Source organism: uncultured Ruthenibacterium sp. (assembly GCF_963558415.1).
GTDB lineage: Bacteria > Bacillota > Clostridia > Oscillospirales > Ruminococcaceae > Ruthenibacterium.
The window spans coordinates 1-26,646 of the sequence record NZ_CAUWGY010000007.1 but is presented as its reverse complement, the minus strand read 5'-3'; the positions used below and the strand labels follow the sequence as shown (position 1 = coordinate 26,646).

The following is a 26,646-nucleotide window of genomic DNA, read 5'->3' as shown; positions in this document are numbered from 1 at the left end:
TTCATTTCTTCTCTTTACAGTGTCTGCTCTAAACGAACAAAAAATGCAACCGTACGGGCAATTTCTTGTACCGGTATGCGTTCGTTGTCATTGTGAATCAGCCCTCGCTGGGCAGTGCTTAGTTGCATGGCACTAAACTTATATACATCGTCACAAAAACCAGTATAATGGCGACTATCCGAACATGCAATCATCAAATAAGGCGAAACCAAACAGCCTTTCCAGGTGTGCGCAATGGCCGCAGACAGTTTGTGCCAATGGGCATTGTCTGTAGAAGCATAAGGCGTGGCCGACTGGGCATGCGTTACGCAAACAGAGACATGTGGGTCTCCAATAACCTTTTCCATATACGTCTTTACACTTTCCGGTGTATCAACATTGACCAATCTTACATTCACACCGGCTACTGCTTGGTTTGGCATAACATTGATTTGTTTGGAACCTTGGGCCATGGTAAATGCAAATGTAGTACGCATCATGGCGTTGACCTCACCACCCAGCTTTTCAGCCAGTAGGCACAACAATCCGCCAAAGCACCACAAGTTATTCAGTACCACACGAAGAGCAAAAGGTGCATGAGGGGCCATTGTTTGGAACAAGCCATATACCGGCTTTGTCAGTACGGCTTTCATTGGATGCGCCTCTAGACGCGCCACTGCACGACTCATGGCGCCCACCGCAGAAGGCCGAGTGGGATGACTGGCGTGTCCACCCTCGCTGACTGCGCGCAGTTCTACATTCATCATGCCTTTTTCTCCGATGCCAACCACTGCAATGGGACGGGTCACACCTGGAAAAACTCCTTCAACCACGGCGCCACCTTCGTCTACGACCATCGCGGGTTTTACGCCTTTCTCCTTTAAATAAGCGATGATATCCGTTGCACCGTGGCCGGACACCTCTTCATCTCCGGCAAACGCAAACCAAATATCATTTTGCGGCACAAATCCCTGCTCAATCAAATGCTCTGCCGCCTCCAAAATTCCCATCAAAGTAATTTTGGTATCCAGCGTTCCGCGTCCCCAAAGTTCTCCATCAAACACTTGTCCGCAAAAAGGAGGATGCTCCCAAGCTTCCTCAGTCACCGGAACTACATCGTAATGCGCCATTAGAACCGTGGGCTCTAAATCGGACGCGCCTTTCCAATGGAACAAAAGTCCCGTATTTCCACACAGTACCGGATTGCACAGCTTATGTACTTTCGGATACAACTGTTTCAGTTTTTCGCGAAATTTCTGAAATTGGGAAAAATCCACCTTACTCTCATCATAATTTGACACGGTAGGAATTTTGACCAACTGTGCAAGATGTTCAGCGGCTTTATCCAGATTGATGTCTGCCCCCGGATCCGGACCATAATCCGGTTCCACCGGTTTACAGGCAGCCGCTCGAACGACCAGAATTGCCACCCATATCAACAGTACTGCGAGAAGAATCAATGCAATCATATCTCTCGTCCTTTCCTGCAGGAATTGTCTTTATCATACCACAACCCGCCTTTTTATGCACGCCTTGTCAGAAAATCGTTTTCGTCTTTTAAAACCTTGTCTTTTTTGGAAAAACATGGTATATTATAAAAAGAATGCATGCCATGAAGGCGGCGACTTAATAAACGATTAAAACAAAGACCCGGAAGACTTTTCCGCATGAAGCGGGAAAAGTGTTTCTTGGTCTTTTTGTTTTGTAAACAGGAGGAAAAAATATGACCAAAACTAAAAAATTGATTCTCGCCGCTCTTTGTTTTGCTCTCGGATTAGTACTACCAAGCGCTTTTCACATGATTGGCGCTGGAACGGTATTTCTGCCCATGCACATTCCGGTTTTAATTTGCGGTCTTGTATGCGGGTGGCAATATGGGGGAGCTTGTGGTCTTCTTGTACCGTTGATTTCTTCCCTTTTGACTGGAATGCCACCTCTTTTTCCCACTGCACCGGCCATGATGTTGGAATTGTGTGCCTATGGCATTCTGACAGGTCTTTTATATCACCGCGTTCGTGCACCATTGTATCCCTCTCTGATTGGCGCAATGCTGGGTGGGCGCGTCGTATCGGGACTCGCCAACGCATTTTTTATGGGCATTGCAGGAAAACCTTATGGTTTGAGCGCTTTTGTGGCGGCTTCTTTTGTAACGGCCCTTCCTGGAATCGTCCTTCAATTGGTAGTTGTGCCCCTTCTTGTAGTGGCCTTGCAAAAATCCGGGGCGATCAATGGACCTCGGCCTGCAATGTAACCATGGAAGGAGATCTTTATGGACGACGTACAGCACGTAAAAGAATATTTTGATTGTCGTGCAGAACAATGGGACCAAATTTGCCATCATGACCCGGCCAAACTTGAAGCATTGGCAACCTTGGCCGATATCCAGCCCGACCAAAATATTCTCGATATTGCCTGCGGAACCGGCGCTATGTTTGACGTTTTACTACGCCGAAAACCTCATCGTTTAGTAGGAGTTGACCTTTCGGATCGTATGATTTCTGTAGCGCGTCAAAAATATCCTTTGCCCAATGTGGAACTTTTTGCCCAGGATATTCTTGAATTTTCTCAAACTGGCTTTGACACTGCTTTTATTTACAGTGCCTATCCCCATTTTTCAAATAAAATCGCACTGTGTAAAAAAGTTTGGGAATGCCTAAAAACCGGCGGCCGCTTTCTTGTAGCGCATAGTGAGGGAAGAAAAACCATCGACGCCCGTCACCAAAGCCCGCAGGTACAGCGGGTATCGACCCATTTAGGAACTGCTGAACAGGAAGCACGGATTTGGAAAGAGCAGTTTGATGTGGATATTCTGATTGATACACCTTTCCTTTATGTAATTTCAGGCGTCAAAACAACCGGCCTATAAAATTGACTTGATGATAGTATACTTTAAGGTTACCTTATATTACAAACGGACACTCGGTTTGCCAGACCCTTCGTTCATCATTTTCTCTTCTTGTAAAAGGCCCCCTGATGCAAAAATTGCATCAGGGGGCCTTTTGAAGTTTTACTATTTTGATTTTTCTACAAGCCAACGGAACAACGCCGCGTGGACCGGGAACTGCGCTTCAAGGTTTTCTGGATGCCATTGAACGCCCAGCATACATCCCTTCTCATCTTCCACCGCTTCTACAATTCCATCCGGAGCATGCGCAACCGCCATAAAGCCAGCAGCCACATCCCGAATTGCCTGATGATGAAAAGAATTACATTCCTGACGAGTATTTCCCATGATTCCAGCCAGAATGCTTCCAGGTGCAATGCCAATACTATGGAACAACTCGCTTCGATTTTCCTGGCTTTGCGTATGGCAAATTGACCCTCGGCACTGAGCCGGAATATCCTGCCATAAAGTTCCGCCAAAAGCCACATTCATAACCTGCGCACCGCGGCAAATGCCCAAAACCGGCTTTCCCATCTGCTGTGCACCGCGGCACAAAGAAATCTCTACGCTATCCCGCAACCGACTGGTGGCACCAATTTGCGGAATAGGACTCTGTCCATAATAAGCAGGGGCCACATCTCCGCCTCCTGACAACAAGAAACCACCGCACAGTGTCAGCCACTGCTCCAGCACCTCACTGTCCGCTCCGGCCGACACAGGCAGCAAAAGTGCAAGGCCTCCCGCCCGCTCTATTGCGCGTACATACGCACTGGAAAGGACAACCTGCGGCACCACACCGTTTGCCTGCCCTGTTACAATTCCAATCACAGGTTTCATTTTGTTTTGCTCTCCTCACCGGCGCAGCGACCGCGCCCGAAAATCAATCATTTGCAAAAGGTCTTACTTTCCCATCTGCATCCGTATGCAACGATGAAGAACTTGCAGACGCAGGCGTGGATGTGCTTGTCGTCAAAGAACCGCTCTCTGTTTGAACGGAATTGCCTGCATCCGGAACCGAAACGCTTTCTGATACTGAAGAAGAATTTCCGACTGCAAGAGCGTCGCCGTCCGCGCTGCCCAAACTAAAATGCGTAAAGAAATACCAACATGTTCCTGCCAACGCAGCCAACAGTATAATCAGAACTACAATAGGCCCTGCCGACTTATGAGAACTTTTTCGACTCAATGGTTCATCCCAATCAAAATCCGTATTTGCCTTGAAAACACGGGCATTTTCCACGGGAATCTTTGCCGCCAACCGTCGCACGATATCCAATGCAGCCAATGCAGCATGCTTTCCAGCATCCGAAGCTGCTTTGAAACTGCGCATATAAACATACCCTTTATAGAACACAGCAAGATAGAGCGGCTGTCCTCCATTTCCGCCTGTGATAGAAACGCCAAACTCGGAGCGGGAACACTTTGCAGCCGCCGCAGCACGCGCCGCAGCCATTTGATACAAGTTGCCTTTCTCATAGTTGCGCGCCGCCGTGGTCTTAATTTTTCCCATCACACGGGAATCATTATAGCTCACATCGCCAAAATCAAATACAGTATTTCCTCTTTTGGTGTGGGAAAACTCTTCTGCCAACAAGGCTCCTGTAGCCGAATCGGACGCTACAATACTTGCTTCATTCTCAATGAGTTCACCAGCGGCGAAATAGGCCAGCCCGCCTTTTCCACGTCCGTAAACAGACTCGCCCAAAACTTGTTCAAAACGATCAGCGATTGTTTCTGTCAATTCCGTAGCCGCTGCGGAAGCAATGGCCTTTGCAGTAATCACAATCAACACTTCTCCGGCTTGACCGTACAAATTCAACGTTATATTGGGCATAGACATAAGCTGCTTTGCCATCGCCTTTAACTGGCTCATATCCGGCTCAAACGTACGCAAAATCAACTGTTTTTCTACATTTTTCTCCATTTGCATCCGACTGGGTCCTCCTTTTCATCAAACATCCTTTATCTGGACATCCTGGGGGAAATCCGCCGGCGTCCCGGCGGGGAACATACGACATCCCGGCTGTTCAAGTTGCAGTGCAAGACGACGAATCATATCCAAAGCGCGCTGTGTAGAGGAAAGGCGCACAATCTCGCGTGTGCGACCGGTGATGACCAACTTTTGCACATACGTCGTATCCGCACACGCAGCCGCCACATAAACGAGCCCCACTGGTTTTTCGGGTGTACCACCGCCCGGCCCTGCAATTCCGGTGATTCCAACACCAAAATCCGCACCGGATACCCGACGCACACCTTCCGCCATCTCCGCCGCAACCTGGGGAGAAACTGCTCCGTACTGCTCCAACGTCTCGTGTTTCACATGCAAAACTTGTTCTTTTACGTGGTTGGCGTAAGTACAAGCGCCGTACTCAAATACTTCGCTGGATCCTGGCACCGCCGTGATCCGAGCGGACAAAAGACCGCCTGTACAGCTTTCCGCAGTAGCCACGCTCTTGCCCTTTTCTTTCAGAATATGCACCACGGTCTCTTCCAGTGAATCCTCCGTCTGCGTATAAATGAAATCTCCCAAAATTTTGTAAAAACGATCGGCATACTCGCTGCACAAATCTTTAGCAGACTGCAAATCTTTCGCCTTCGCGGTAATACGTATCACTACCTCAGAAGTTTTTGCATACAAAGCAGCCGTGGGATTCTGATTTTCCAAAAGATGCCCAATCTTTTCCTGAAGATGGCTCTCTCCGATTCCCATCACTCGCAAAGTCAACGAGTACAACACACTATCGCTCATTGAGGCAAGCCACGGCCGCACCGTCTGTAAAAACATCGGTTGTAATTCTTTGGGCGGCCCGGGCAAAAGCACCGCATATTTTCCCTTTTCACGGGTGTCCTCAAAAATCATTCCTGGCGCCGTGCCGTTGTGATTCTCAATTTTACGACCGTTTACTGGCACATACGCCTGCCGCCGATTGTTCTCCGGCATCGTGCGGCCCCAGGCTCGAAAGAAGCCTTGAATTTTCTTGAGCTCTTCCTCGTCAAACCGAAGCTCATCTCCATAAGCTTTTGCGACGGTCTGTTTTGTCAAATCATCCTCCGTAGGGCCAAGTCCACCGGAAAAAATCAAAAGGTCGCTGCGCTGACGTGCTCTGTGGACCACATTTTCCAGGCGTTCTGCATTGTCTCCCACAACGGTCTGATAGTGTACGCTGATTCCCAATGCCGCCAATTCACGGCTTAAAAACTGAGCGTTTGTATTCAATATGTCACCGAGCAAAAGCTCCGTACCGACAGCGATAATCTCTGCTTCCAAAAAGAGTCCTTCTCTCGTTTACAAATTCACGTGTTCCAGCGGCGTCTGACAAGCTGCTTGCTTCTCCAATTCCAAAAGGTCGGGCATTCCCGCCTCGGCCATTTCAATTTCCTGCAAGGTAGGCTTAGTTTTCGGATGAGGCGGCGTAAAAATCGTACAGCAATCTTCATAAGGTTCAATGCTGGTTTCATAGGTACCGATTTGGCGAGAGATGTGAGTGATCTCCGTTTTATCCATACCGATGCAGGGCCGCAAAATCGGCAAATCCTGTGCAGCATCGGTGCAAGCCAACGCCATCAAAGTCTGGCTGGCAACTTGTGCAAGGCTTTCTCCTGTTATAATGGCTTTTGCATCTTCCTGCTTGCACAGGATATTCGCAATGCGCAACATGCTGCGCCGCATCAGCACGGTAAACAAATCCGCCGGCGCATGATCACGTATATATTCTTGGGGTTTGGTATAGGGAACAACGTATACGTTCAAATTTCCCGTCCAAGGGGTCAGCTCTTTGGCCAATTTCATGACCTTCAGCCGAGCCCGCTCACTGGTGTAAGGTGGGCTGGCAAAATGCACGCAAATCAATGATAAACCGCGTTTTGCCATCATATATCCTGCCACCGGACTGTCGATACCACCAGAGAGCATCAAAGCAGCCTTGCCGGAAGTAGACACGGGCAAACCACCCGCCCCTGGATGCTTGCCACCATGCACATAAGCTGCAAAGTCACGAATCTCCACCATCACATTGATTTGCGGATTGTGTACATCTACTCGCAGATGCGGGTAAGCCCTCAGCAGTGCAGCGCCCAATTCCCGTCCAAGTTCCATACTATTCATCGGAAAAGTCTTATCTGAACGCTTTGCACTGACCTTGAAGGTTTTTACATTGCGCAATGTGTCACGCAGATAAGTCACAGCCGTCTGCTTGATAATTTCAAAGTCCTTCTCGCACACAGCAGCTCGAGATAAGGTCGCGATTCCAAACACTTTGGAAAGGCGATCAAACGCCAAATCCATATCCTGATTTTCATCCGCCGGTTCTGCATACATGGTGGACTGTGCACGGTACACTTTGAAATCGCCCACTTTCGCCAAGCGGCGTCGCATCGTCTTCATGAGAACGCTTTCAAAAGTCGCCCGATTCAGCCCTTTCAGTGCCATTTCGCCCTGATTGGCCAAAATAATTTCTTTCATCTATAAATCTTCCTCATCATCGTCTGATTTTTGCGATTTCCGAAACACCGCAGCGCAGTGCCTCGAGCAGTGCGTCTACATCCTCTGGTGTATTGTCCCCGCAGAATGACACGCGAACCGCTGTATCTACTCGCTCCCGAGGCAACCCCATGGCCTGAAGGGTATGGCTGGCTTCCCCTTTAGAACAAGCTGATCCACTGGAAACGTAAATATCTTTTGCCTCCAAATAATGCAACATCGTCTCACTTTTGATGTTTTCTACTGAGAAGTTACACACATCCGGCATTGCGTCCGCAGGACTATTACGCACAATTCCCGGAATGTTCTCCAGTCCCGTCCACAGGCGAGAAGCCAGCGCTTCCACCCGGGCACGGCGCTGCCGATCCGCATTGATCCTTTCTACTGCGCAACCCAATGCTGCGATGAAGGCTGTATTTTCCGTTCCAGGGCGCATTCCCTTCTCTTGGTGACCTCCATACAAAAACTTATCCAAATGGTAACCCCGGCGCAAATACAGAGCTCCCACACCCTTAGGTGCATGGATTTTGTGTCCGGAGACCGCATAGCTGTCAATTTGAGTGGCGTTCAACCGAATGGGCAATTTGCACCAGGCCTGTACACCATCCACATGGACTGCCGTACGATTATTTTTTTCTTTGACTAGTTTCGCCAAGGCTGCCACATCGAGCACCGAACCTACTTCGTTGTTCACGTGCATAGCTGCAACCAGTGCTGTTTTTGCACAAACCTCCTTGACTAATTGGTCCACAGTGATATGTCCTTCTTTGTCCGGATTCACTACACTGACACGCCAACCATCCCGCTCCAATGCAGTCACTGCATTTTGAACCGCAGGGTGTTCATAGCCGGTGACCACCACATGGTCCGCCCACGCCCGCCGCGCTTTACAAGCGCCGAACACAGCAATATTATCCGCTTCGGTCCCACTGGCGGTAAAATAAATTTCTTCCGGTTTTGCTCCCAGGGAATTTGCCACAATCTGGCGAGCCTGATCGATTACCATTTCGCTGTGCGCACCCGGCGCATACAAAGAAGAAGGATTTGCAAAATGCTGCCGCAATACAGTGTAAACCATATCAGCCACCGCGTCATCCACGCGCGTTGTTGCAGCGTTGTCAAGATAATGCACGCATATGCCTCCAGAATACAATATATAAAATAATTATACTACACGCGACATTTCTTGGCAATGTAAAACCAGTGAAAAAGCGGGCAGAATCCCGCCCGCTTTTATAAGCCCATTCTATTCGCCCCAGCTTTCAAGCTGCCATTCCAGCATTTCCTGGTCCAATGGAAAAACTGTAAGATCCACCTTGTTCATTCCGCTTTCTTCCTCGTATGAATAACTGTTGCACACGACAATTGTCTGTGCCTGTTTGGAATACAAAGCCGAACCAACCGTTCCAACATTGTAATTTACTTCTTCCCAATCCTCAAAACCTGAAAGGTCGAGATAATCTATGTATTTTTCAAGCATTTCCTTTGGACTCATTTCGGAAAACACTTCGCCAAAAATCGGAAGATTCAGGGACACTACTTTCCCCGTACGGCTTTCAATAATCACCGATGCATAATAGTACTCGAGCCCATATGAAGGCACAAACGCAAACGCATTCAACGTAATAAAACCAGCCGTATCCCCTGTATAGGTAAACGAAATATCTTTTTCAGCCACTGTGTCAGCCATCCATGCCGATACAAAATCCGGATTGATTGGAATCCAGTCAATCCATTCTTCTCTAAATACCCCGGCTTGTACCAAATCTTCTACGTAGCGAAATATCAGGGAAGCGCCCTCGTAGGGTTCCATCTCTAACTCGCCGCCCTGTACATATAAATCACCATCGGGTCCTTCTGTCTGCAGTTTTTCTCTTTCCCGCAAAGCACGAATCAGATAATAATCTTCGTCCCCGGCTCTTAAAATTTCCGCACTATGCCACACGCGGGTACGCGACCCCTGAAACAAAGGGATATCTGCCAAGTGCAAAATAAGCAACGGCAGCGCACTAATGACAAACGCCAAAATGCCCGTGGCAAGTATCGCACATCGAGGATGTCGTTTGGTCCAACTTTTTCTTTTCATTACCCGCTCTCCTCTTTTACATCGACACGGTCAAGCAAAAAGCTTACCTTTGTTCCTTTTCCCTCTACGCTTTCAAAATAAAGCTTTGTCCCATGCAAACGGGCAATTTCGTTGCATAGTGCAAGACCCATTCCGCTGCCACCTTGATTGCGTGAACGAGATTTATCTACCATGTAAAATGGTTCCGTGATTCGTTTTATTTGGTCGGCCGGAATACCGCATCCTCTATCCACCACCGTAATACGCACCTTGTTTCCCTCTTCCTTCCAAAGTGCATATACCCGGCCATCCTTAGGTTCCGCTTTCAGCGCATTGTGTACCAAATTGTACACAAGATCCGTGAGCAAATCCGGATCTGCCCGCACGATCACACCATCCGATTTTTGGAAACAAAGCTTAATTCTCCCACTTATTGGGAAAAGCGAAACATATGCCGAACGAAACACCTGTTGCAAAACAACCTCATGCAATTCCGGTGTCTGTTCAGAGAGTCCTAAAAGCGTCAACAGCTTACGACTCAAAGACTCTACACGTTTGGCTTCCGAAAAAATATAATCCGCAGCCATCCGTTGTTGCTCCGGGCTGACCTGCATACTCCGCAAGGTATCCGCATATCCGATAATGGCAGTCATGGGCGTTTTTAATTCATGAGAAAAGGCCCCCATAAAGTCTTCTCGCTGGCGTACCGACATTTCAAGTTCGTCCACATTCTGCTGCACTGCTTGTGCCATTGCATCGAAGTTTCGACTCACCTGGCCAATCTCATCCGCCGTGCTCACCCCTGTGCGCGCACTATATTCTCCTTGTGCAATACGCGTACTTGCTTCACTCAGTGCCCGCAACGGTCTCGTCATTCGATTGCTGAAAAAAACAGCCGCTCCAGAGCACAATATCAGCGTTACCGCCTCCATTTGCCACAGTCGCCAAAGTTGCCGATTCCGAGCAGAGAATACTCCAGAGATGTCGCTGACGCTCTGCAAATAGTACGTTCTTGTTGGGGTATTGATTTCATTTTGCAAAAGGACGAACACCTGTCCGTTCTCTTTTTGCAATTCATAAGAACTGTCTCCACCCTTAAGGGGGAACCAGGTTTCCTGCGTCTGGTCCAGCTCAGAATAAATTTGCTTATCCTCGCTCAACAGACGAATAAAAAAGTTAGAGGCCAGATATTCGCTTTCATAACTGGGCAAAGATTGAACCGATTCTTGCATGTCCTTATCCGTAATTTCAACGCCCTGTGCCATTTGTGTCAAAACATCGCTTTCCAAAGCATAGCATTGCATTAAATGCCAACGTTCCGCCTGCGCTTCAGCCTCATTTAGCGAATCATTAAAATTTGCCCAAACAAGCAAAAATCCGCCTACGGAAAATGACGCCGCAACCAAAAGAACGATTGCGCAGCTCAATTTCTGCGCGAATTTCATGCGTTCACTCCTTTTCCAACATATAGCCCACTTTGTAAACCGTTTTAATTTTTTGATGCCAATTCAACTTTTTTCTCAAACGCTGAATGTGCAGATCCAATGTGCGGGTATCGCTGTCCATCTCGCCCCCCCACACGCGACTGAACAAAACATCCCGATACAGTGCCGCTCCCCGGTTGCGCATCAACTGCTCCAGTAAATCAAACTCGCGGGGAGTAAGTGCCACTTCAATGCCCCCTTGCATCACCGTGCGCGCCATTGTATCCAGCGTGACATCAAAGGCTTGCAGCTTCGCACCACCTTTTCCCGCACGCCGCAGAACACTCTCCACGCGTGCTACCAACTCTTCCACTTCAAACGGCTTTACGATATAATCATCTGCTCCCAAATTTAATCCCTTTACACGATCGCCCAGCGTCCCCTTGGCCGTAATAAAAATAACAGAGGTATCCATTGGACGCAGATATTCTAAGAGCTCATATCCATCTAAACCCGGAAGCATAATGTCTAAAAGTACTAAATCATAATCCGTCTGCTCAATTTTATCCGCGGCTTTCAGGCCATCATGCACCATTTCGCACTGATAGCCTGCACGTACAAGACTCATCTCAATGAGTCTTGCAATAGCCACCTCATCCTCCACAATCAAAATGCGATTCATAACATTATGCTCCTTTCCATTCTCATCAAAAGCATAACGTCCAAATGTATCGAAAATGTTTCATTTTTCTCACTTCTTCAAAACATAGAAAACCCCACGGCAACCCGTAAGTCGCCATGAGGTCCTGTTCTGTTTATGGGTTTATCCACCGATTAAAAAGTCCAATACATTCATACCTTCGTCGTTTACAGCTTTATACAATTCGGTATATCCACATTGCGCACAACTTATTGTATAAAATTTCTTGTTTTGGATGTCAAACAACTTTGCAAAATTACCGCCTGTAGCCTGAAATTGATCACTTTCATAATTCGTGCAGCCGCATTTAGGGCATACATACTGCCGTGTTTCCATGCTCAGTCTTCCTTTCCTCAAACCAAGTTCAAACGCTTACTTAAAAGATATAAGGTTATTTTATAGCATATCACATCCCAAAGTATTGTGACAATGGTAACAATCCCCAAAAAAGCAACGCACAGAGAAGCAGGTTGTGCTGTGGCGAATGTGCTAAAAACACCGCAAGCTGCTAAAATAGCACCCGTAATTACAATTCCAATCAAAGCAACGATCTGCAATACAACGGGAATTCCAAAATAGAGGACCAGCGTAGCAAGAAGTCGATTTGTGCCAAATTGCATCCCAAGAGCACAACACGAATACGCATACAAGAAATTGCCGACCAAAGTCAAAATAAACAAAAATACTAACATGATTAAAAAGAGAACAATCCAGCTTTGATTCAACTGAGAGAACATTGCCAGTTTTATTTGTTCCATCATGTCAAAGGGTTGCAAAACCAACGCCCAAAGACAACCGAAAAACACACCCAATGATGCAATCATCCATACACAAGCGGACAAAAGTTTCGACCAAATTTGCTGTGAAATGGTAGCCGGGATAGAAAACAAAAGATAGCCCTCTTGCCCTAACATTCGATAAAAATGCAAAACGGGAAGGCCAAATGAGGCAGCAGTCAAGAAAATCGAACAGAAAAGGGTTCCTATCAATAAAAAGGCAGTCGGTATGGAAAGCCACAACGGCGCTCTCCCCTGCCATCCCAAGCACACTGCCTCCATCACGCGAGTAAGTGCTGTCAGAATCAGCAACGCCCCAAACACTGGCAGCAAAAATCGCCCGATGCGTTTGGCCTCATGCGTAATCAATTTGCTCAGCATCGAAATACCTCCCTGAAAACTGCGTCCACACTTTTTCCGTACTGCTCTCGCACACTGTCCACACTTTGGACCAAGTTTATTTGACCGTTCTGCAAAAATACTACATCATCCAAAATCGTTTCAATATCACCAATTAAATGGGTGGACAAAATCAGCGTGGCATCTTCACTATAATTGCGGATGATTGTATTTAAAATGTAATCGCGAGCAGCGGGGTCTACTCCACCAATGGGTTCATCCAAAAGATACAGACGCGCTGCGCGGCTCATTGTCAGCGCCAATTGTAACTTTTCTCGCGTCCCTTTGCTCATAGCTCCAATTTTGTCTTTAGCACCTATTCCCAAATCCGCCAACATACTTTTGGCTTTTTCCGCGTCAAAATCCATAAAGAAATCCTGATAAAAAGCCATTACGTCCCTTGTGTACATATAAGATGGAAGTGCCAAACGATCTGGCAGGTAAGCAGTCATTCCCTTCGTCGCTACACCGGGCTGCTGACCATACACTCGAATTGCACCACCAGTAGGCATCAACAGTCCTGCCGCCAACTTCAAAAGGGTCGTCTTTCCAGAGCCATTGGGTCCCAGCAAGCCAATGATCCGACCCTGTTGGAAATGAACAGTCAGATTTGTCAAAGCCGCCCGGGTACCGTAGTGTTTATTCAAAGCCTCACATTCCAATGCATAAGCCATCTCTTCATTCCTCCTTCGCCTGTCGCTGAATCATCTGGACAATTTCCTCACCCGACAAACCAAGCTTTTTCATATTTTCCCAAAAGGCGGCTACCTGTGTCAGAGCCATTTTCTCTCGAAGTTTTATAAGCATCTGCGCATCCTGCGTAACTGTGCGACCAGACGTACGCTGCGTATTAACCAGGCCTCGTATCTCTAGCTCCTGCAACGCTCTTTGCATGGTATTTGGGTTGACGCCCGCCTGTGCTGCCAATTCCCGCACTGCAGGCATCCGCGCACCGGGTGGGTATTCGCCGGTAACCAACGCCAACTCCAGTTGTTCTATTAGCTGAAGATATACTGGTCGGTCCGGCTGGATGTTCCACGTCATCCCCTCGCCTCCTTTTGTATTATTGTATTAATAGCTTAATACAATAATACATCCTTTTTCAAAAAAGTCAAGAACTTTTTCGAATTTACTTGACGATTAAAAAAAATGCAGTTATGATATGTGTCAAGACACTTATCCAATCAGAGAGGGAGTAACTAAAAAATGCATTCAAACGAACGAATTCAAAAAATGTGCATCGCGGCTCTGCTGTGCGCAGTGGGCATCCTTGTCCCCTTAATTTCACCGGTACGTATCCAATTAGGCCCCATGAGTTTTACTCTTGCAAGTCATGTGGCATTGTTCTTGGCTCTATTTATCTCTCCCACAGTAGCTGCTGCTGTAGAGTTGGGCACCACACTTGGCTTTCTTCTTGCCGGATTTGCACCGGTGGTTGTACTGAGAGCCGCCTCACAGATTGTCTTTGTATTGATTGGTTCATATTGGTTAGCCAAACAACCTCAAATCATGACCTCCCCAGTTCGAATTGGACTGTTCGGCCTTGTCCTTGGAATTATACATGGTGCGTTGGAAGCGGTAGTGGTGACTTTATTCTGGTTCGGTGGTGCTACCATGGATGGAGGCTTTGTCTCCACAGTACTTGGCCTTGTAGGAGTCGGTACCGTCGTGCATAGTATGGTGGACTATGGCATTGCTTTATTAATTTGGCAGCCAGTCAGCCGTGTAGTTCACGTTTCGGTGAGCTATCGGGTCGCAGCGTCCTCCCATTAAAAAACCGCAGGAAACAATTCCTGCGGTGACATAGAAAAAAAGCACAGGCCGGAAAACTTACTTTCCGGCCTGTGTTTTTTAAAATTCCACTTTTTTCTCAATATAAGATTTCAGCTCACTGATAGGGATACGAACCTGCTCCATCGTATCTCGATCACGCACCGTCACGCAGTTATCCGCTTTTTTCTCTGCGTCACCCACCGTTTCAAAGTCCACAGTGATGCACAGCGGTGTTCCAATTTCATCCTGCCGACGATAACGCTTACCGATAGAACCTGTCTCATCATAGTCTACCATAAAGTATTTGGACAGCTCATTACGGATTTCCATGGCCTTATCAGTCAACTTCTTGGACAGAGGCAAAACCGCCGCTTTAAAAGGTGCCAGATATGGATGCAGGCGCAATACTACACGCACATCCTCTTTGCCCTTGGCGTCCGTCAAATGCTCCTCATCATACGCCTCGCACAGGAAGGCCAAAGCGACGCGATCCGCACCCAAAGAAGGTTCAATAACATAGGGGATATAACGCTCATTGGTCTCAGGATCAAAATACTCCAGACTCTTACCCGAAGCCTGCTGATGACGGCCCAGATCATAATCCGTACGATCCGCAATCCCCCACAACTCACCCCAATCTGTGAACGGGAAAGCATATTCAATGTCTGTCGTAGCACGAGAATAAAATGCCAACTCTGCAGGTTCATGATCTCGCAGACGCAAATTCTCCTCTTTAATGCCCAAGCTCAGCAACCAATTCTTGCAATAATCTTTCCAATAAGCAAACCATTCCAGATCTGTGCCAGGCTTACAGAAGAATTCACATTCCATCTGCTCAAATTCACGAGTACGGAAGGTAAAATTGCCCGGAGTGATCTCATTACGGAATGCCTTACCCACCTGGCAAACGCCAAAGGGTAATTTTTTACGTGTACTGCGCTGGATGTTGGCAAAGTTAACAAAGATTCCCTGCGCAGTTTCCGGCCGCAAATAGCAAGTAGAGGAAGAATCCTCCGTCACGCCAATAGCTGTTTTAAACATCAAATTGAACTTGCGGATCGGAGTAAAATCGTGCTTTCCGCATATCGGACAAACTACATCGTCATGCTCGGCAATGAACGCATCCATCTCATCAAAGCTCATCGCGTCCACATTGACTTCTGGATGAACACCGCCAATCAGCTTATCTGCACGATGACGCGCTTTGCAGCTTTTACAATCCAGCAAAGGATCCGAAAAACCAGCCACATGGCCGGTAGTTACCCAAGTCTGAGGATTCATGATAATGGCCGCATCCAGACCTACATTGTAAGGTGATTCCTGTACAAATTTCTTCAGCCAGGCCTTTTTGACATTGTTTTTAAATTCTACTCCCAAAGGTCCGTAGTCCCAAGAGTTGGCAAGTCCTCCGTAGATCTCGCTTCCGGGAAAGACAAAGCCCCTATTTTTGCAAAGGGCAATGATTTGGTCCATGGTCTTGTCGCGGTTATTCATTGCTCACACCTGTCCCTTACTATAAAGTAACATTCAATGATGCTATTGTACGGCGTAGTCGTAGTTTCGTCAAGTTTTTTCTTGACTTAATAGAAAGTGTTGACGTATAATGATATATGTTTTTGGATGGGTTGTAAATGATTGATTGTTTATAGACTTCCAAAAGGAATCAATTGAAAAATGCAACCATTGGGAAATCACCGTTAAAGACAGAACTCTTGCTACAAAATATTCGCTTAAAAGGTGAATCCCAACAAGTCAATTATTTTAATAACCGGGTGTAGCGCAGTTGGTAGCGCGCCTGCTTTGGGAGCAGGATGCCGCAGGTTCGAATCCTGTCACTCGGACCAAAATCCCTCAGCTTAGGCTGAGGGATTTTTTGTTGTATAAAAGACGAAGATAAAAACATGGCAGTGTGCCGATGTGTTCAAAAAAACAGTCCCGCGGGCCGTTCGTTAGTCCGCGGGAAAATCCATTTTCTTACAACCAATGCCTCCGTCTTTCGGCCGAGGCATTGGTTGTTTATTCAGTTTCCACAGCGGATATTTAACCGCAAATCACTTGATATCCTGCTGCTTCAAAAGCTTAAAACCGACCAAAACAGACAGAATCAGATATCCGCACAACACAGCGAAGCACGGCAAGAATGACGACAAATCATTCGACGCCGCATAAACAGATGGCATATACGTAGAGATTTTGATAAAGTTGAGGTCAACAGGAATTTTCAAAAATCCCAAAACCATTTCCAAAATTTTGGGGATATTCGGAATTACAATGCCAAAAACAACGCCTGCAATTGCATTCCTGGTGTAAACCGTCATGGTAAGTGCAAAGCTGATATGCGCCATCACAAAAATGATACGTGCTATTACGGCAAGAGCATAGTAAACAGGATAAGCAATTGCCCCCATTCCAAATCTGCTGCCCGCAAGAACACCCATGACAATGCCGCCGATCAGCATTACCAACACATATGCGACGGACTCCGTCAAAACAATGGAGAGATAGTATTGTTTCTTCTTGATCCCTCGCCCCACAATGTTCTTCATCACGCCGGAGCGATAGGCCTCTGCGACCGTATTCGCTGTCAGCAGCATAAAGACATACAGGACGATGTCACCGCCCAAAAATGTATCAAACAGCCCCTCTATCCCCATAACAGGGTTTGATGCAGATGCCAGGGAAAGTGAAAGCCGGATTGATGCAACCAGAGAAACGCAACTGAGAGCAAGGCATCCGTAAAAGAAACGGTCTTTTTTCAACTGATAGATATGTCCGCGAATTAAATTTTTCATACTGCTCGTCCCCCAGAGAGTTTTTCTACAAAAAATCTCTCAATATCCTCATCATTTGTTCTTAGACCACACACACGCACCTTGTTTTCCACCAGGAATTGGTTAAGGTCCGCCGGATTGACCTTCTCATGCAGTTGCAGGCTTTGTTTGGAAAGTATCTCACACGGAACATCCGGATATCGGGATGCAATGAGTGTTTTTGCTTCCTGCAAATATTTCGGCTCGACCGTTACCTGCACGCCGCTGCTGCAAGCATTTTCCAGCGTATCCTTACTGAACTCGTCAATCAGATGTCCGCTATCAATGATGGCATAATCCGTTGCCAGTTTATGTAACTCGCTCAGAATATGGCTGGCGATCATAATCGTGGTACCTTGTTCACGATTCAGTGTTTCTAGCATTTTACGCATCTCGTATACGCCTTCGGGGTCAAGGCCATTGATTGGCTCATCGAGAATCAGAAAATCGGGATTTCCCAGCAAAGAGATGGCAATGCCCAACCGCTGCTTCATCCCCAGAGAGAACTGACTCGCTTTCTTTTTTCCGGCGTTTTGCAGTCCGACCATTTCCAGTATTTTGTGATGATCCTGAGGTTGGATACTAAACAGAAGAGAAAAATAGTTCAAATTTTCTAATGCTGTCATATGCTCATAGATGCCCGGTTTTTCGATCAGCATCCCCATATTTTTCCGTACCGCATCATCATTTGTCTTTCCCAACAAAGTATAACTACCTTGACTTTGCTGCGTTAATCCGCAAACAATACGCATAAGCGTGGTTTTTCCGGCTCCGTTTTTTCCCACCAGGCCATAGATCGACTTTTTCGGCACATGAATGCTCACATGATCCAGAACGGTTTTTGATCCATAGACTTTTGATAGATTATCTGTTTGCAAAATATATTCCATATCATCTCCGCCTTTTCTGTATTTTTGAGGACAAAAGCGATGAATATCTTGTTGCTTTAATGTAACCTATCAACCTTTATTTTTGCTTCAGAAATTATGAACTTTTGATTAATTTTTCAAAGTCGTAGGATAGAACAGATGTTATCTTTGTCGGTTTCTTTAGAGCGTTGGTAACGTTTCTATATGAAACACATTTTCTTTCCATCAGCCCTCGTGAGCAAGAGCCGGAATCTGACCGACCCACAAATTTTCGCTGCTATTGATGTATCCGCGAAACTCATAGACCGGTTGATAAAATCCCTTGGTATCATAAAGATAATTGAGCTTACATTGATTTATATAAAGTATATCTCCTGATTGGAAAGGAACATATTGTTTAAAATTGCCGCTTTCTACTTGCATATAAGCCTGATTTTCGGAAATCATCTTTTCCGTTTTCACATACTCGTTCCATGTGATTTGATAAAAAAAGTTTGCCAGAGCACCGGATTGATCAAACTGTATCATAACGGAGCCTTTTTGAAATGCTTCGCATCCTGATGAAATATCCTGTTCTAAAGGAATGTCCCACCGAAGAGTATCGCCATTCTGGACGGAAAAATTCGCATTCTCCGGGAGCAGTTTCATCTCTTGCATCCAGGTTTCATAACGTTCTCTCAACCGCTGCGCCATTTCCTGCGTAATCTGAGCGGTCGTTTCCGAAAATGTGGTATAACTCCATTCGCCTGTCCGAAAGAAAAACATCATTTGAAAATCGGTACCATTGGCATCCGTTCCAAGATACCCCAAATTTTCATCTTCACGACGAGTCAAATTGGAGAACGTCAAATTTTCCAAAGTTGCAAGCGCCGATTTGATGTTTTCAAGGTAGTCATGGTTCTCAGCAAATCGGTTTTTGTAAACAGCAGCCGTCTCATCCTTTTCAGAAAATTTTAACTCGGTCACCATATGAACTGCGGACACATCCTGTCTTACCGCAGGCAGGATGCTCATATTGCCATAAGGCTGACTGTCATAAATATAAAAGACTACGCCAAGCGTCAGGCCAAGCACACAGGGAATCATCAAAGCTTTTGCGGTTGGTGCAAAGCGTATATTTTTTTCATAAATCGACGTGAGGACAGCCATAATGCAAAAATATCCAAAGAGACTTCCAATGAGGTTATGGAACAAATCGTCCAGTTCAAAAATTCCGGTTCCCGTAAAAAGCTGAAACAACTCAATCAACGCCGTTACGCCGAATGAAACGGCCAATGTCACCCAGAACTTCTCCGCTTTTTTCCATAAAAGGGGCAATAAAAATCCGAGCGGGGCAAACATAAGCATATTAAAGATGATTAGTTGCAATTCGCTGATTGACCAGTTGTTCCATGCGCTGATATAGCCGCTCAAAAAATCGACATTGAACGAACCCGTGAAATTTGAACCACGACTTAGTGAAGTGAGGCAAAAAACCAGAATGAACCAGCAACACAGCAGACCTGCACAGATAATCTGCATTTTTGTAAACAATATTTTTCCGTGAAAAGCCTTTTTATAAATTCGATAAATCCAGCTTAAAACAAAAAGGACCGCAAGTCCACCGACAAAAGCAAGCATTCCCCAACGAAATAATGTCTGAAAAACTGTAATAGCGTCCATATACATTCTCCTAAAAAACACTGGTTCATTGTTTTCATTTTTATTATATCCGAAAATAGTGAGCCATTGTTCTAAATCCACATTGAGAAAACCCTAAGAATATCTTACGATAAATTTTCCACTCATAAAGGGCACTGAAAACGCAGGATTCTGATTACCCTTTCCCCACAGAGCAAATTTTTTTGCAACCACTAAACTAAGGCCTGTTCCATCGAAATCAGACACCCTTTTGTACTTTTCTCGATTGCAATTTTGGCCCTTTATCGTTTAGATGTCAGCACCCTATGCATACTAGCGGAGAAAGCATCCGCTTTGTCATAACGTTGCAGGCAAATTTCTCATCATTGAGCAACTTTTTATGGAAGAATAGAAAGATTGTCGATTTTAGGAGGTATAAAAATGAGGCGCATACTGCTTTTGATACTCTCTTTACTCTTTATTACGAGCTGCCACGGAAATCAACGCAATGATTCCTATCAACAAATCACGCAAAAACAAGCGAAAGAAATGATGGACACTGAAGAAGTTATCATTCTAGATGTGCGCGAGCAAAATGAATACGATAGCGGACATATTCCCGGCGCTATTCTGTTGCCAATGAGAACCATCGATGCGAATACTGCTGCCGAAATCATTCCCGAAAAGGATTCCACCGTTTTGGTTTACTGTCAAAGCGGCAACCGCAGTAAAGCTGCCTGTACCATACTTGCGCACTTGGGGTATACTGACATTTACGAATTTAGCGGTATAAGAACTTGGCCTTACGAAATGGAGGATTGATTCTTTTTATATCAACGGCGCACATTAAACATGACAGACAGTTGTCATATTCCTATGCTATAATACAGAAAAGGCGGAAAGGTGTGCATCTTATGAAAATGGAGCGGCTTATCGGAATTCTATCTATCTTGCTCCAGCGAGAAAAGGTCACCGCTCCGGAACTGGCCGAGCAATTTGAGGTATCTCGTCGGACCATCCAGCGGGATATTGAATCTCTGTGTAAAGCAGGAATTCCCCTCTCCACTGTCCAAGGCGCGGGTGGTGGAATTTCCATTATGGAGGGGTATCGGGTGGATCGCACTTTACTTACCGCCCCAGAAATGCAAGCTATTTTAGCAGGTCTGCGTAGCCTGGATAGCATCAGTGGCACTCGTCGTTATGTGCAATTGATGGAAAAGCTCTCGGCAGGAACAGGCGGACTTGTTCCCGGCAATGCGCACATGCTGATCGATCTCTCCTCTTGGTATAAGAACAGCTTGCCGCCGAAAATCGAACTGATTCAAAAGGCCATTGAGCAACACTACACCATCCGCTTCACCTATTACTCTCCCAAAGGAGAATCGGTACGAATCGTAGAGCCATACTACCTGGTATTCCACTGGTCCACCTGGTATGTATGGAGCTGGTGTCAAATGCGCAAGGACTTCCGTCTTTTTAAACTAGGCCGCATGACCGAACTCACCTGTGAGGCTCCTTTTGAGCCCCGATCCGCACCGTTTCCCAACTTGGAGCCGGAGAACATTTTTCCAACTAGATATCAGGTCACCGTTCTTTTTGATCCTGCTTGCCGCTGGCGGCTGATAGAGGAGTATGGCGCAGACCGTTTTACTGTAGAGCCGGACGGAAGACTGCGCTTTGTCGGTGGCTTTCCAGATGCGGACAGCGTGCTCAGTTGGGTCTTGACTTTTGGAGATAAGGCGGAACTTTTAGAACCAAAAGAGCTTCGCAAGCGGCTGAGTATTTTGATAAAAACATTGGCCGACCGCTACCAAGGGAGTAATTAACATGGCATCTCATCCGAATTTTGTAAACTATGTAGTCGAGCAACTGCGAGCGGCCGGAAACATTCGCAGTAGAAAAATGTTCGGCGAATACGGTCTTTATTGCGACGATCTGTTTTTCGGCGTTATTTGTGATGACCAGTTTTTCGTAAAAATCACTTTGCAGGGACAAGCGGCGTTTCCCGATCTTCCCAAAGCCCCGCCCTATGAAGGGGCTAAGGATTCCTTTCTTATAGAAGATGTAGATGACCAAGAGAGGATGACCACACTGGTTCGCATCACTTGTGAAGCACTGAAAAACCACCCGCCAAAGAAAGGGAGGCGCAGAACATGTCTTTTGATTATAAAAAAGAGTATAAGGAATTCTATTTGCCGTCCAAAGCGCCCGGTATTGTTACCGTACCTGCCATGAATTTTTTGGCAGTACAGGGGCAGGGCGACCCAAACGAGGAAAACGGGTCTTACAAGCAGGCGCTGGGGCTGCTTTACGCCGTAGCATTCACTATCAAGATGAGCAAGCTCGGCAAACATCAGTTGGACGGCTATTTTGACTATGTGGTACCGCCACTGGAAGGCCTATGGTGGCAAAACGGAATTCAGGGTGTGGACTATACACGCAAACAGGACTTTCAATGGATTTCGCTCATTCGTTTGCCCGAGTTCGTCACAAAAGGGGCCTTTGACTGGGCCATTCAGGAAGCTACGAAAAAGAAGCAGCAGGATTTTTCCCCTGTAAAATTCTTTTCCTGGGAAGAAGGATTGTGCGTTCAGTGTATGCACCTGGGACCTTACGATGATGAACCTGCCACAGTAGCCGCGATGACAAAATACGCCAAGGCTCAAGGCTATGCTTCGGACTTTGGGCCCAATCGGTTCCACCATGAAATTTACTTAAGCGATGTACGCCGCTGCAAACCGGAACGATTGAAAACCGTCATTCGCCATCCGATTCGAAAGGCTGAGTAACATCGCAAAACACATCCGAGAGACGGAATATTTCATGCTGCGGGAGCTTTTCAATACGCCGTAGCAAAAGGAGAGAATGCAATGAAAGGTTTTACCCGGGAGGAACCGCGTTTTTCTCTATGCGGGCTGAATTGCGCTTTGTGCAGCATGCATTTGGGCGGTTATTGTCCCGGCTGTGGCGGCGGACCAGGAAATCAAAGTTGTGTTATCGCCCGGTGTTCCATAGACCATGGCGGCATACCGTTCTGCTGGGAGTGTTCGGAGTATCCTTGCTCCCATTACGAAGGATTTGACAACGTAGATTCCTTTATCCCCCATCGGAATCGTACACAGGATATTGCATTGGCAAAATACATGGGACTTGAGACGTATCTGGCTTTGCTGCAGGAAAAACGATTCATTTTGGAAGAGCTTTTGGGGCGATACAACGATGGCCGCCGCAAAACATTTTTCATCACTGCGGTTTATCTTTTGCCACTGGAAGATTTGCGCGCCGTAATGGCTGATCTTGGAAATCGGGCGGAATCAATACAGCAGCCAGCAAAAGAACGTGCTCTTGCAGCCGTAGAACTTTTAAAGGATGCCGCGAATCGCCGTGGCATTTGTCTGAAACTGAACAAAAAGCCCACAAAGGAGTGAGTGTATGGCGGTTTCAAAGACAACGGTTTCTTTTTCCCAGCCAATCGAACAAGTATGGCATGTAGTGACCGATTTGAAACACGTTGACTGGCGCAGCGATCTCGCAAAAGTAGTGATCGTGGACAAAATTCACTTTGTGGAATATACCAAGACTGGTTATGCCACCTACTTTTCCATTACGGACTGGAAGCCACCCTACTTTTGGGCATTTACGATGGAGAATGAAAACATGTGTGGTATTTGGGAAGGAAAATTTTCCTCTGTAGATGGCGGTACTCGACTGACATGCACCGAGACCGTCACTGCCAAACGCTGGTGGATGCACCCCTTTGTTCCTAGATATTTGAAACGGCAGCAGCAACTGTACTTGCGCGATTTACAAAGAGAATTGCTGAAATAAGTCGTGTTAATTTGCGTTGCTTGTAGCAACGAATCATTCTGCTTACAATGGCGGTAAGACCTGAGTGAAAGGAGTTATCCCCTATGTTAAGCGAAAACATAAAGACAATCCGAAAATCCAAGGGACTTTCCCAACAAGAGCTTGCCCTAAAGCTGAACGTGGTACGTCAAACCATCTCAAAATGGGAACAGGGAGTTTCACATAGCAACAGAAACTACAAGTAAGCCCACGCTGACTTTTGCTCAAAACAAACCGTTTTCCAAGGCGCGAATGTGTATCTGGTTGACCTTAGATACTACATTGACACACAGTATGGAACATAAAATGACGGGGCGATTTTCGCCCCGTCATTCTTCATAGTCAAGGTCATCAAACAATTCGCTGTTCCAAAATTCCTTGAATGGAATTTCAAGACCATAGCAGATTTTTTGTATGGTTTCGGTGGAAGTGTTCTTTATGGTCGCATACGGTTTGACCGTCCGCTTCAAACTGCTTGGTGCAATCCCGGAACGCTCAGCCAGTTTATTGACAGACCATTTCCGTTCTTTTATCAGTTCCAGAATCCTAAGCTGAATCGCGGTTTGCAGATTCATACTGCGCCCCCTTTCGTGCATTCATACACGAAAAGGATACCCGTCCCTCAACTAAGAAATCGTGCGTATACACACGAAATTCTTGCTATTTCATCTGGACGTGCTATAATGCTGGTAGTTCTATTAAATATTGGATGTGAGTTATTCGTTATGAAATCGAAAAAATGTGTTGCGGCGATAATGGCAGTGGCCTTTGCGCTCTGCTTTACCGCTTGCGGCGTTCAAATCACAAGTATCACGCTGCCGGAGAGCGTGGAGCTGGAAGTTGGCGCGAACGAGGTACTGACGGTGGAGTATGCCGCCGGAGAGGATGCCGCCGAGGACGCGGTGGCCGAAGCCGCCTCAAAGCTGGCGCTTGTTTGGACGAGCAGCGACGAGGCCGTCGCCATAGTGGACGCAGAGGGTGCGGTGACCGCAGTAGCTCCCGGCGAAGCGGAAATCACCGCCGCGAGCGAGGACGGCAAGCTGACGGCGAGCTGCCGGGTCACGGTGGGCGTTTCGGTCACGGGCGTTGACGCACTCGAAACGCTGGAATTGCAAATTGGAGATATAGAGACCGCCGAATTGGGTGCGGTCATACTGCCGGAAACGGCAACGGGCGCGACGCTCACGTATGAAACGAACGACAAGGCGGTCGCCACGGTCGGCGCAGACGGTACGGTGACGGCAGTTAGCGCGGGCGAGTGTGAAATCACCATCAAGGCAGCGGGGTTCGGCGCGTCCAGCGCAGAGACCACGGTCAAGGTGGTTGTCAAAGAGGCAGCGGTCAAACAAGCTGCAACGGGCAGTACTTCCAATAACAATTATTCCAATAAAGGCAGTTCAAAAAATGTCACGACCGCTACGGGCGGCAACACATCCAGCGGCGGAAACACGACTCCGCCTGCACCCACTCAGCCCACCCCGGCGCCGGCTCCTGACCCCACTCCTGCACCCCAGCCTGACCCGGTGCCGCAGCCGCCTCAGCTCGAGACTCCTCCGGAGGGCGGTGCTGCTGGATTACCCGGTAATACCGTCATTCCCGGCGGCGGTTCTGATGAGAACAATGGCGGGGATGCCGAAATCGTGGAATAAAATCAGCTATCCCAAGGGGATTCACCAGTGCTCCATGCACTACATCCGCTAGGATGTTCTGTACGCCTATGTGCTGTCCCATCTGCAATTACTGGTCAGGGCTGGTACAGCGCAATGAGGAACAGCTTTTGAAACGGCTGCTGAACGCCATGATAGAGGAAAGGCTGCCGCGACGAAGACGACCGCAGAACTAAACAGGGCCGAGAAGCAGAAAACCGAGGTCGATTCCCTGTTTACCCGGATGTATGAGGACTGGGTGGTGGGACGCATTACGGAATACAATTTCACGATGCTGTCGGCAAAGTACCAGAGCGAACAAGCGGAAGTGACCGCGAACTCGTGAACACGCTGATTGAGGAAATTGACGTGCATGAGGCGGAAAAGAGCGAGGACGACGGCCGCCAACAGGAGGTCGAAATCTTCTACCTCTTCATCGGCAAAATTAATTGAGGGCCGGCGAATATTCATAACTAAATGAAACCGGATTGTCGGTTCCGGATTCTGATCTATTAATCACCTTGTCGGAAGTGCTTGACACACCTGTGAGTACGTTACTTGGAGAGACTGTAACTGAGTCGGAAGCTGATACAATAAAAGTAATCGCCGAAAAGCTGGAAATCCTGAACTTGCAGTTTGCTCAAAGGAAGAGCATGCAAAAAGCGATTCTCCATTGGCTTCTGATTTCATTATGCGTAATCATAGTGACTGTTTCTGCGGTCTTAATCTTAATAAATAGTCCCTACTTAACTTGGGATTATGGCAATCCGGAAATTGCTGTCGCGGGAACAGTTTTTCACGCATTGGAATGGTTATTTGTCAGATTGGCCCCCATTGTCTTGATTGCCGCAATCGTTGGGGTCTGTTTGACAAAAAAGCACAAATCGTTTTTCTGATACTAAAATACCACCGGACAAATATGAGCACAAAAAATCGGGCGGCATCTGGCGATTAAGAGTATGCTGAGTTTGAAAGGAGGGTGTGATCAATGGACTGGGTAGAAAGCATCCATCAAGCAATTCAGTATATCGAGAACAATCTCCGGGAGGAACTGGCCATCTGTGATATCGCACAGCAGGCAGCGCTGTCCCCTTTTTACTTTCAAAAGGGATTTTCCATGTTGTGTGGTATGACGGTGGCCGATTATATTCGACAGCGCCGGCTTTCCGCCGCCGGGCTGGAGGTCCTCACGACGGACCGGAAAATCATTGATATTGCACTGGAGTTTGGCTACGACTCGCCGGACAGTTTTACCAAGGCCTTTACCCGCTTCCATGGTCTCACTCCCGCCGCGCTTCGAAAAAGCGGAGGTGCGGCTCGATCCTTTGCTCCGCTTCGAATCAAAGTGACATTGGAAGGTGGTCAAAACATG

Annotated in this window: 29 protein-coding genes, 1 tRNA gene and 3 pseudogenes; 15 read left to right on the top strand and 18 right to left on the bottom strand. The window is 47.0% G+C overall.

The features are described from left to right. Nucleotides 1-14 precede the first annotated feature (14 nt). The gene (locus AB5H98_RS02285; protein WP_367924295.1) at nucleotides 15-1,448 is read right to left on the bottom strand and encodes a M20/M25/M40 family metallo-hydrolase; all 1,434 of its coding nucleotides are present in this window, start codon (nucleotides 1,446-1,448) and stop codon (nucleotides 15-17) included. A gap of 254 nt (nucleotides 1,449-1,702) precedes the next feature. Between AB5H98_RS02285 and AB5H98_RS02280 the strand changes: the two genes are divergently transcribed. Together AB5H98_RS02280 and AB5H98_RS02275 are read left to right on the top strand one after the other, a co-directional pair. Continuing rightward, complete coding sequence (locus AB5H98_RS02280) at nucleotides 1,703-2,230, top strand: ECF transporter S component (protein ID WP_367924294.1); 528 nt, start codon at nucleotides 1,703-1,705, stop codon at nucleotides 2,228-2,230. Between the two features lie 18 nt (nucleotides 2,231-2,248). Beyond that, nucleotides 2,249-2,845: a class I SAM-dependent methyltransferase gene (locus AB5H98_RS02275; protein ID WP_367924293.1), complete on the top strand. Its 597-nt coding sequence runs from the start codon at nucleotides 2,249-2,251 to the stop codon at nucleotides 2,843-2,845. 144 nt (nucleotides 2,846-2,989) lie between these two features. On the opposite strand, the gene AB5H98_RS02270 is transcribed toward AB5H98_RS02275, so the two are convergent. The 12 genes from AB5H98_RS02270 to AB5H98_RS02215 form a co-directional block, all read right to left on the bottom strand. Next, entirely contained in the window at nucleotides 2,990-3,700 is a 711-nt protein-coding gene (locus tag AB5H98_RS02270; RefSeq protein WP_367924292.1) for a gamma-glutamyl-gamma-aminobutyrate hydrolase family protein, read from the bottom strand. A 43-nt stretch (nucleotides 3,701-3,743) separates the two neighbouring features. Then, the gene (locus AB5H98_RS02265) at nucleotides 3,744-4,793 is read right to left on the bottom strand and encodes a hypothetical protein (protein WP_367924291.1); all 1,050 of its coding nucleotides are present in this window, start codon (nucleotides 4,791-4,793) and stop codon (nucleotides 3,744-3,746) included. Between the two features lie 21 nt (nucleotides 4,794-4,814). Beyond that, complete coding sequence (locus AB5H98_RS02260) at nucleotides 4,815-6,134, bottom strand: competence/damage-inducible protein A (RefSeq protein WP_367924290.1); 1,320 nt, start codon at nucleotides 6,132-6,134, stop codon at nucleotides 4,815-4,817. Nucleotides 6,135-6,152: 18 nt separating this feature from the next. Continuing rightward, complete coding sequence (thiI, locus tag AB5H98_RS02255) at nucleotides 6,153-7,328, bottom strand: tRNA uracil 4-sulfurtransferase ThiI (protein WP_367924289.1); 1,176 nt, start codon at nucleotides 7,326-7,328, stop codon at nucleotides 6,153-6,155. 16 nt (nucleotides 7,329-7,344) lie between these two features. Then, nucleotides 7,345-8,478 carry a cysteine desulfurase family protein gene (locus tag AB5H98_RS02250; protein WP_367924288.1) on the bottom strand — a complete coding sequence of 378 codons (1,134 nt, stop codon included), beginning with the start codon at nucleotides 8,476-8,478 and terminating at the stop codon, nucleotides 7,345-7,347. A 114-nt stretch (nucleotides 8,479-8,592) separates the two neighbouring features. After that, the gene (locus AB5H98_RS02245; RefSeq protein ID WP_367924287.1) at nucleotides 8,593-9,432 is read right to left on the bottom strand and encodes a hypothetical protein; all 840 of its coding nucleotides are present in this window, start codon (nucleotides 9,430-9,432) and stop codon (nucleotides 8,593-8,595) included. Then, nucleotides 9,432-10,856, bottom strand: coding sequence for a sensor histidine kinase (locus tag AB5H98_RS02240; RefSeq protein WP_367924286.1), 1,425 nt, complete (start codon nucleotides 10,854-10,856; stop codon nucleotides 9,432-9,434). The genes AB5H98_RS02245 and AB5H98_RS02240 overlap by 1 nt, the downstream gene beginning before the upstream one ends. 4 nt (nucleotides 10,857-10,860) lie before the next feature. Beyond that, entirely contained in the window at nucleotides 10,861-11,517 is a 657-nt protein-coding gene (locus tag AB5H98_RS02235) for a response regulator transcription factor (protein WP_367924285.1), read from the bottom strand. Nucleotides 11,518-11,658: 141 nt separating this feature from the next. After that, on the bottom strand, nucleotides 11,659-11,871 hold the full coding sequence (locus AB5H98_RS02230; protein WP_367924284.1) for a zinc ribbon domain-containing protein: 213 nt from the start codon (nucleotides 11,869-11,871) through the stop codon (nucleotides 11,659-11,661). Nucleotides 11,872-11,888: 17 nt separating this feature from the next. Further along, nucleotides 11,889-12,692 carry a hypothetical protein gene (locus tag AB5H98_RS02225; RefSeq protein WP_367924283.1) on the bottom strand — a complete coding sequence of 268 codons (804 nt, stop codon included), beginning with the start codon at nucleotides 12,690-12,692 and terminating at the stop codon, nucleotides 11,889-11,891. Then, nucleotides 12,686-13,384 (bottom strand): ABC transporter ATP-binding protein, encoded by a 699-nt coding sequence (locus AB5H98_RS02220; RefSeq protein ID WP_367924282.1) that lies wholly within the window; start codon nucleotides 13,382-13,384, stop codon nucleotides 12,686-12,688. Before AB5H98_RS02220 ends, AB5H98_RS02225 begins: the two co-directional genes overlap by 7 nt. Nucleotides 13,385-13,388: 4 nt before the next feature. Further along, nucleotides 13,389-13,754 (bottom strand): GntR family transcriptional regulator, encoded by a 366-nt coding sequence (locus AB5H98_RS02215; RefSeq protein WP_367924281.1) that lies wholly within the window; start codon nucleotides 13,752-13,754, stop codon nucleotides 13,389-13,391. A 162-nt stretch (nucleotides 13,755-13,916) separates the two neighbouring features. Between AB5H98_RS02215 and AB5H98_RS02210 the strand changes: the two genes are divergently transcribed. After that, complete coding sequence (locus AB5H98_RS02210) at nucleotides 13,917-14,483, top strand: hypothetical protein (RefSeq protein ID WP_367924280.1); 567 nt, start codon at nucleotides 13,917-13,919, stop codon at nucleotides 14,481-14,483. A 78-nt stretch (nucleotides 14,484-14,561) separates the two neighbouring features. On the opposite strand, the gene AB5H98_RS02205 is transcribed toward AB5H98_RS02210, so the two are convergent. Beyond that, on the bottom strand, nucleotides 14,562-15,977 hold the full coding sequence (locus AB5H98_RS02205) for a glycine--tRNA ligase (RefSeq protein WP_367924279.1): 1,416 nt from the start codon (nucleotides 15,975-15,977) through the stop codon (nucleotides 14,562-14,564). Nucleotides 15,978-16,251: 274 nt separating this feature from the next. Here AB5H98_RS02205 and AB5H98_RS02200 point away from each other — a divergent pair. After that, a tRNA-Pro gene (locus AB5H98_RS02200) sits at nucleotides 16,252-16,327 on the top strand. A 207-nt stretch (nucleotides 16,328-16,534) separates the two neighbouring features. Here the strand turns inward: AB5H98_RS02200 and AB5H98_RS02195 are convergent. The 3 genes from AB5H98_RS02195 to AB5H98_RS02185 all read right to left on the bottom strand — a co-directional run bounded on the left by AB5H98_RS02195 (nucleotide 16,535) and on the right by AB5H98_RS02185 (nucleotide 19,824). Next, entirely contained in the window at nucleotides 16,535-17,275 is a 741-nt protein-coding gene (locus AB5H98_RS02195; RefSeq protein ID WP_367924278.1) for a hypothetical protein, read from the bottom strand. Further along, nucleotides 17,272-18,183 (bottom strand): ATP-binding cassette domain-containing protein, encoded by a 912-nt coding sequence (locus AB5H98_RS02190; RefSeq protein WP_367924277.1) that lies wholly within the window; start codon nucleotides 18,181-18,183, stop codon nucleotides 17,272-17,274. Before AB5H98_RS02190 ends, AB5H98_RS02195 begins: the two co-directional genes overlap by 4 nt. A gap of 204 nt (nucleotides 18,184-18,387) precedes the next feature. Then, nucleotides 18,388-19,824, bottom strand: a complete 1,437-nt coding sequence (locus AB5H98_RS02185) for a VanZ family protein (RefSeq protein WP_367924276.1) — start codon at nucleotides 19,822-19,824, stop codon at nucleotides 18,388-18,390. Between the two features lie 399 nt (nucleotides 19,825-20,223). On the opposite strand from AB5H98_RS02185, the gene AB5H98_RS02180 reads away from it, so the two are divergent. The 7 genes and pseudogenes from AB5H98_RS02180 to AB5H98_RS02150 all read left to right on the top strand — a co-directional run. Then, nucleotides 20,224-20,604 (top strand): rhodanese-like domain-containing protein, encoded by a 381-nt coding sequence (locus tag AB5H98_RS02180; RefSeq protein ID WP_367924275.1) that lies wholly within the window; start codon nucleotides 20,224-20,226, stop codon nucleotides 20,602-20,604. Between the two features lie 92 nt (nucleotides 20,605-20,696). Then, complete coding sequence (locus AB5H98_RS02175) at nucleotides 20,697-21,608, top strand: helix-turn-helix transcriptional regulator (protein ID WP_367924274.1); 912 nt, start codon at nucleotides 20,697-20,699, stop codon at nucleotides 21,606-21,608. A gap of 1 nt (nucleotide 21,609) precedes the next feature. Then, a complete protein-coding gene (locus tag AB5H98_RS02170) occupies nucleotides 21,610-22,017 on the top strand; it encodes a TfoX/Sxy family protein (protein ID WP_367924273.1) in 408 nt (135 codons plus the stop codon). Next, nucleotides 21,936-22,571 carry a GyrI-like domain-containing protein gene (locus AB5H98_RS02165; RefSeq protein WP_367924272.1) on the top strand — a complete coding sequence of 212 codons (636 nt, stop codon included), beginning with the start codon at nucleotides 21,936-21,938 and terminating at the stop codon, nucleotides 22,569-22,571. Before AB5H98_RS02170 ends, AB5H98_RS02165 begins: the two co-directional genes overlap by 82 nt. An 81-nt stretch (nucleotides 22,572-22,652) precedes the next feature. Next, entirely contained in the window at nucleotides 22,653-23,210 is a 558-nt protein-coding gene (locus AB5H98_RS02160; RefSeq protein WP_367924271.1) for a DUF3795 domain-containing protein, read from the top strand. A 4-nt stretch (nucleotides 23,211-23,214) separates the two neighbouring features. Next, nucleotides 23,215-23,610, top strand: a complete 396-nt coding sequence (locus AB5H98_RS02155) for an SRPBCC family protein (RefSeq protein WP_367924270.1) — start codon at nucleotides 23,215-23,217, stop codon at nucleotides 23,608-23,610. An 83-nt stretch (nucleotides 23,611-23,693) separates the two neighbouring features. Further along, a pseudogene (locus tag AB5H98_RS02150) lies at nucleotides 23,694-23,810 on the top strand (helix-turn-helix transcriptional regulator); the annotation flags it as partial. Between the two features lie 147 nt (nucleotides 23,811-23,957). Here the strand turns inward: AB5H98_RS02150 and AB5H98_RS02145 are convergent. After that, nucleotides 23,958-24,203 (bottom strand): helix-turn-helix domain-containing protein, encoded by a 246-nt coding sequence (locus tag AB5H98_RS02145; RefSeq protein WP_367924269.1) that lies wholly within the window; start codon nucleotides 24,201-24,203, stop codon nucleotides 23,958-23,960. 150 nt (nucleotides 24,204-24,353) lie between these two features. On the opposite strand from AB5H98_RS02145, the gene AB5H98_RS02140 reads away from it, so the two are divergent. The 4 genes and pseudogenes from AB5H98_RS02140 to AB5H98_RS02125 all read left to right on the top strand — a co-directional run. Further along, a complete protein-coding gene (locus AB5H98_RS02140) occupies nucleotides 24,354-25,277 on the top strand; it encodes an Ig-like domain-containing protein (RefSeq protein ID WP_367924268.1) in 924 nt (307 codons plus the stop codon). Between the two features lie 13 nt (nucleotides 25,278-25,290). Continuing rightward, nucleotides 25,291-25,727 (top strand): annotated as a pseudogene (locus AB5H98_RS02135) (DUF4368 domain-containing protein); the annotation flags it as partial. A gap of 32 nt (nucleotides 25,728-25,759) precedes the next feature. Then, a pseudogene (locus tag AB5H98_RS02130) lies at nucleotides 25,760-26,170 on the top strand (transcriptional regulator); the annotation flags it as partial. Between the two features lie 92 nt (nucleotides 26,171-26,262). Continuing rightward, nucleotides 26,263-26,646: helix-turn-helix transcriptional regulator (locus AB5H98_RS02125; protein ID WP_367924267.1), on the top strand; the 384-nt coding region annotated here is incomplete at its 3' end.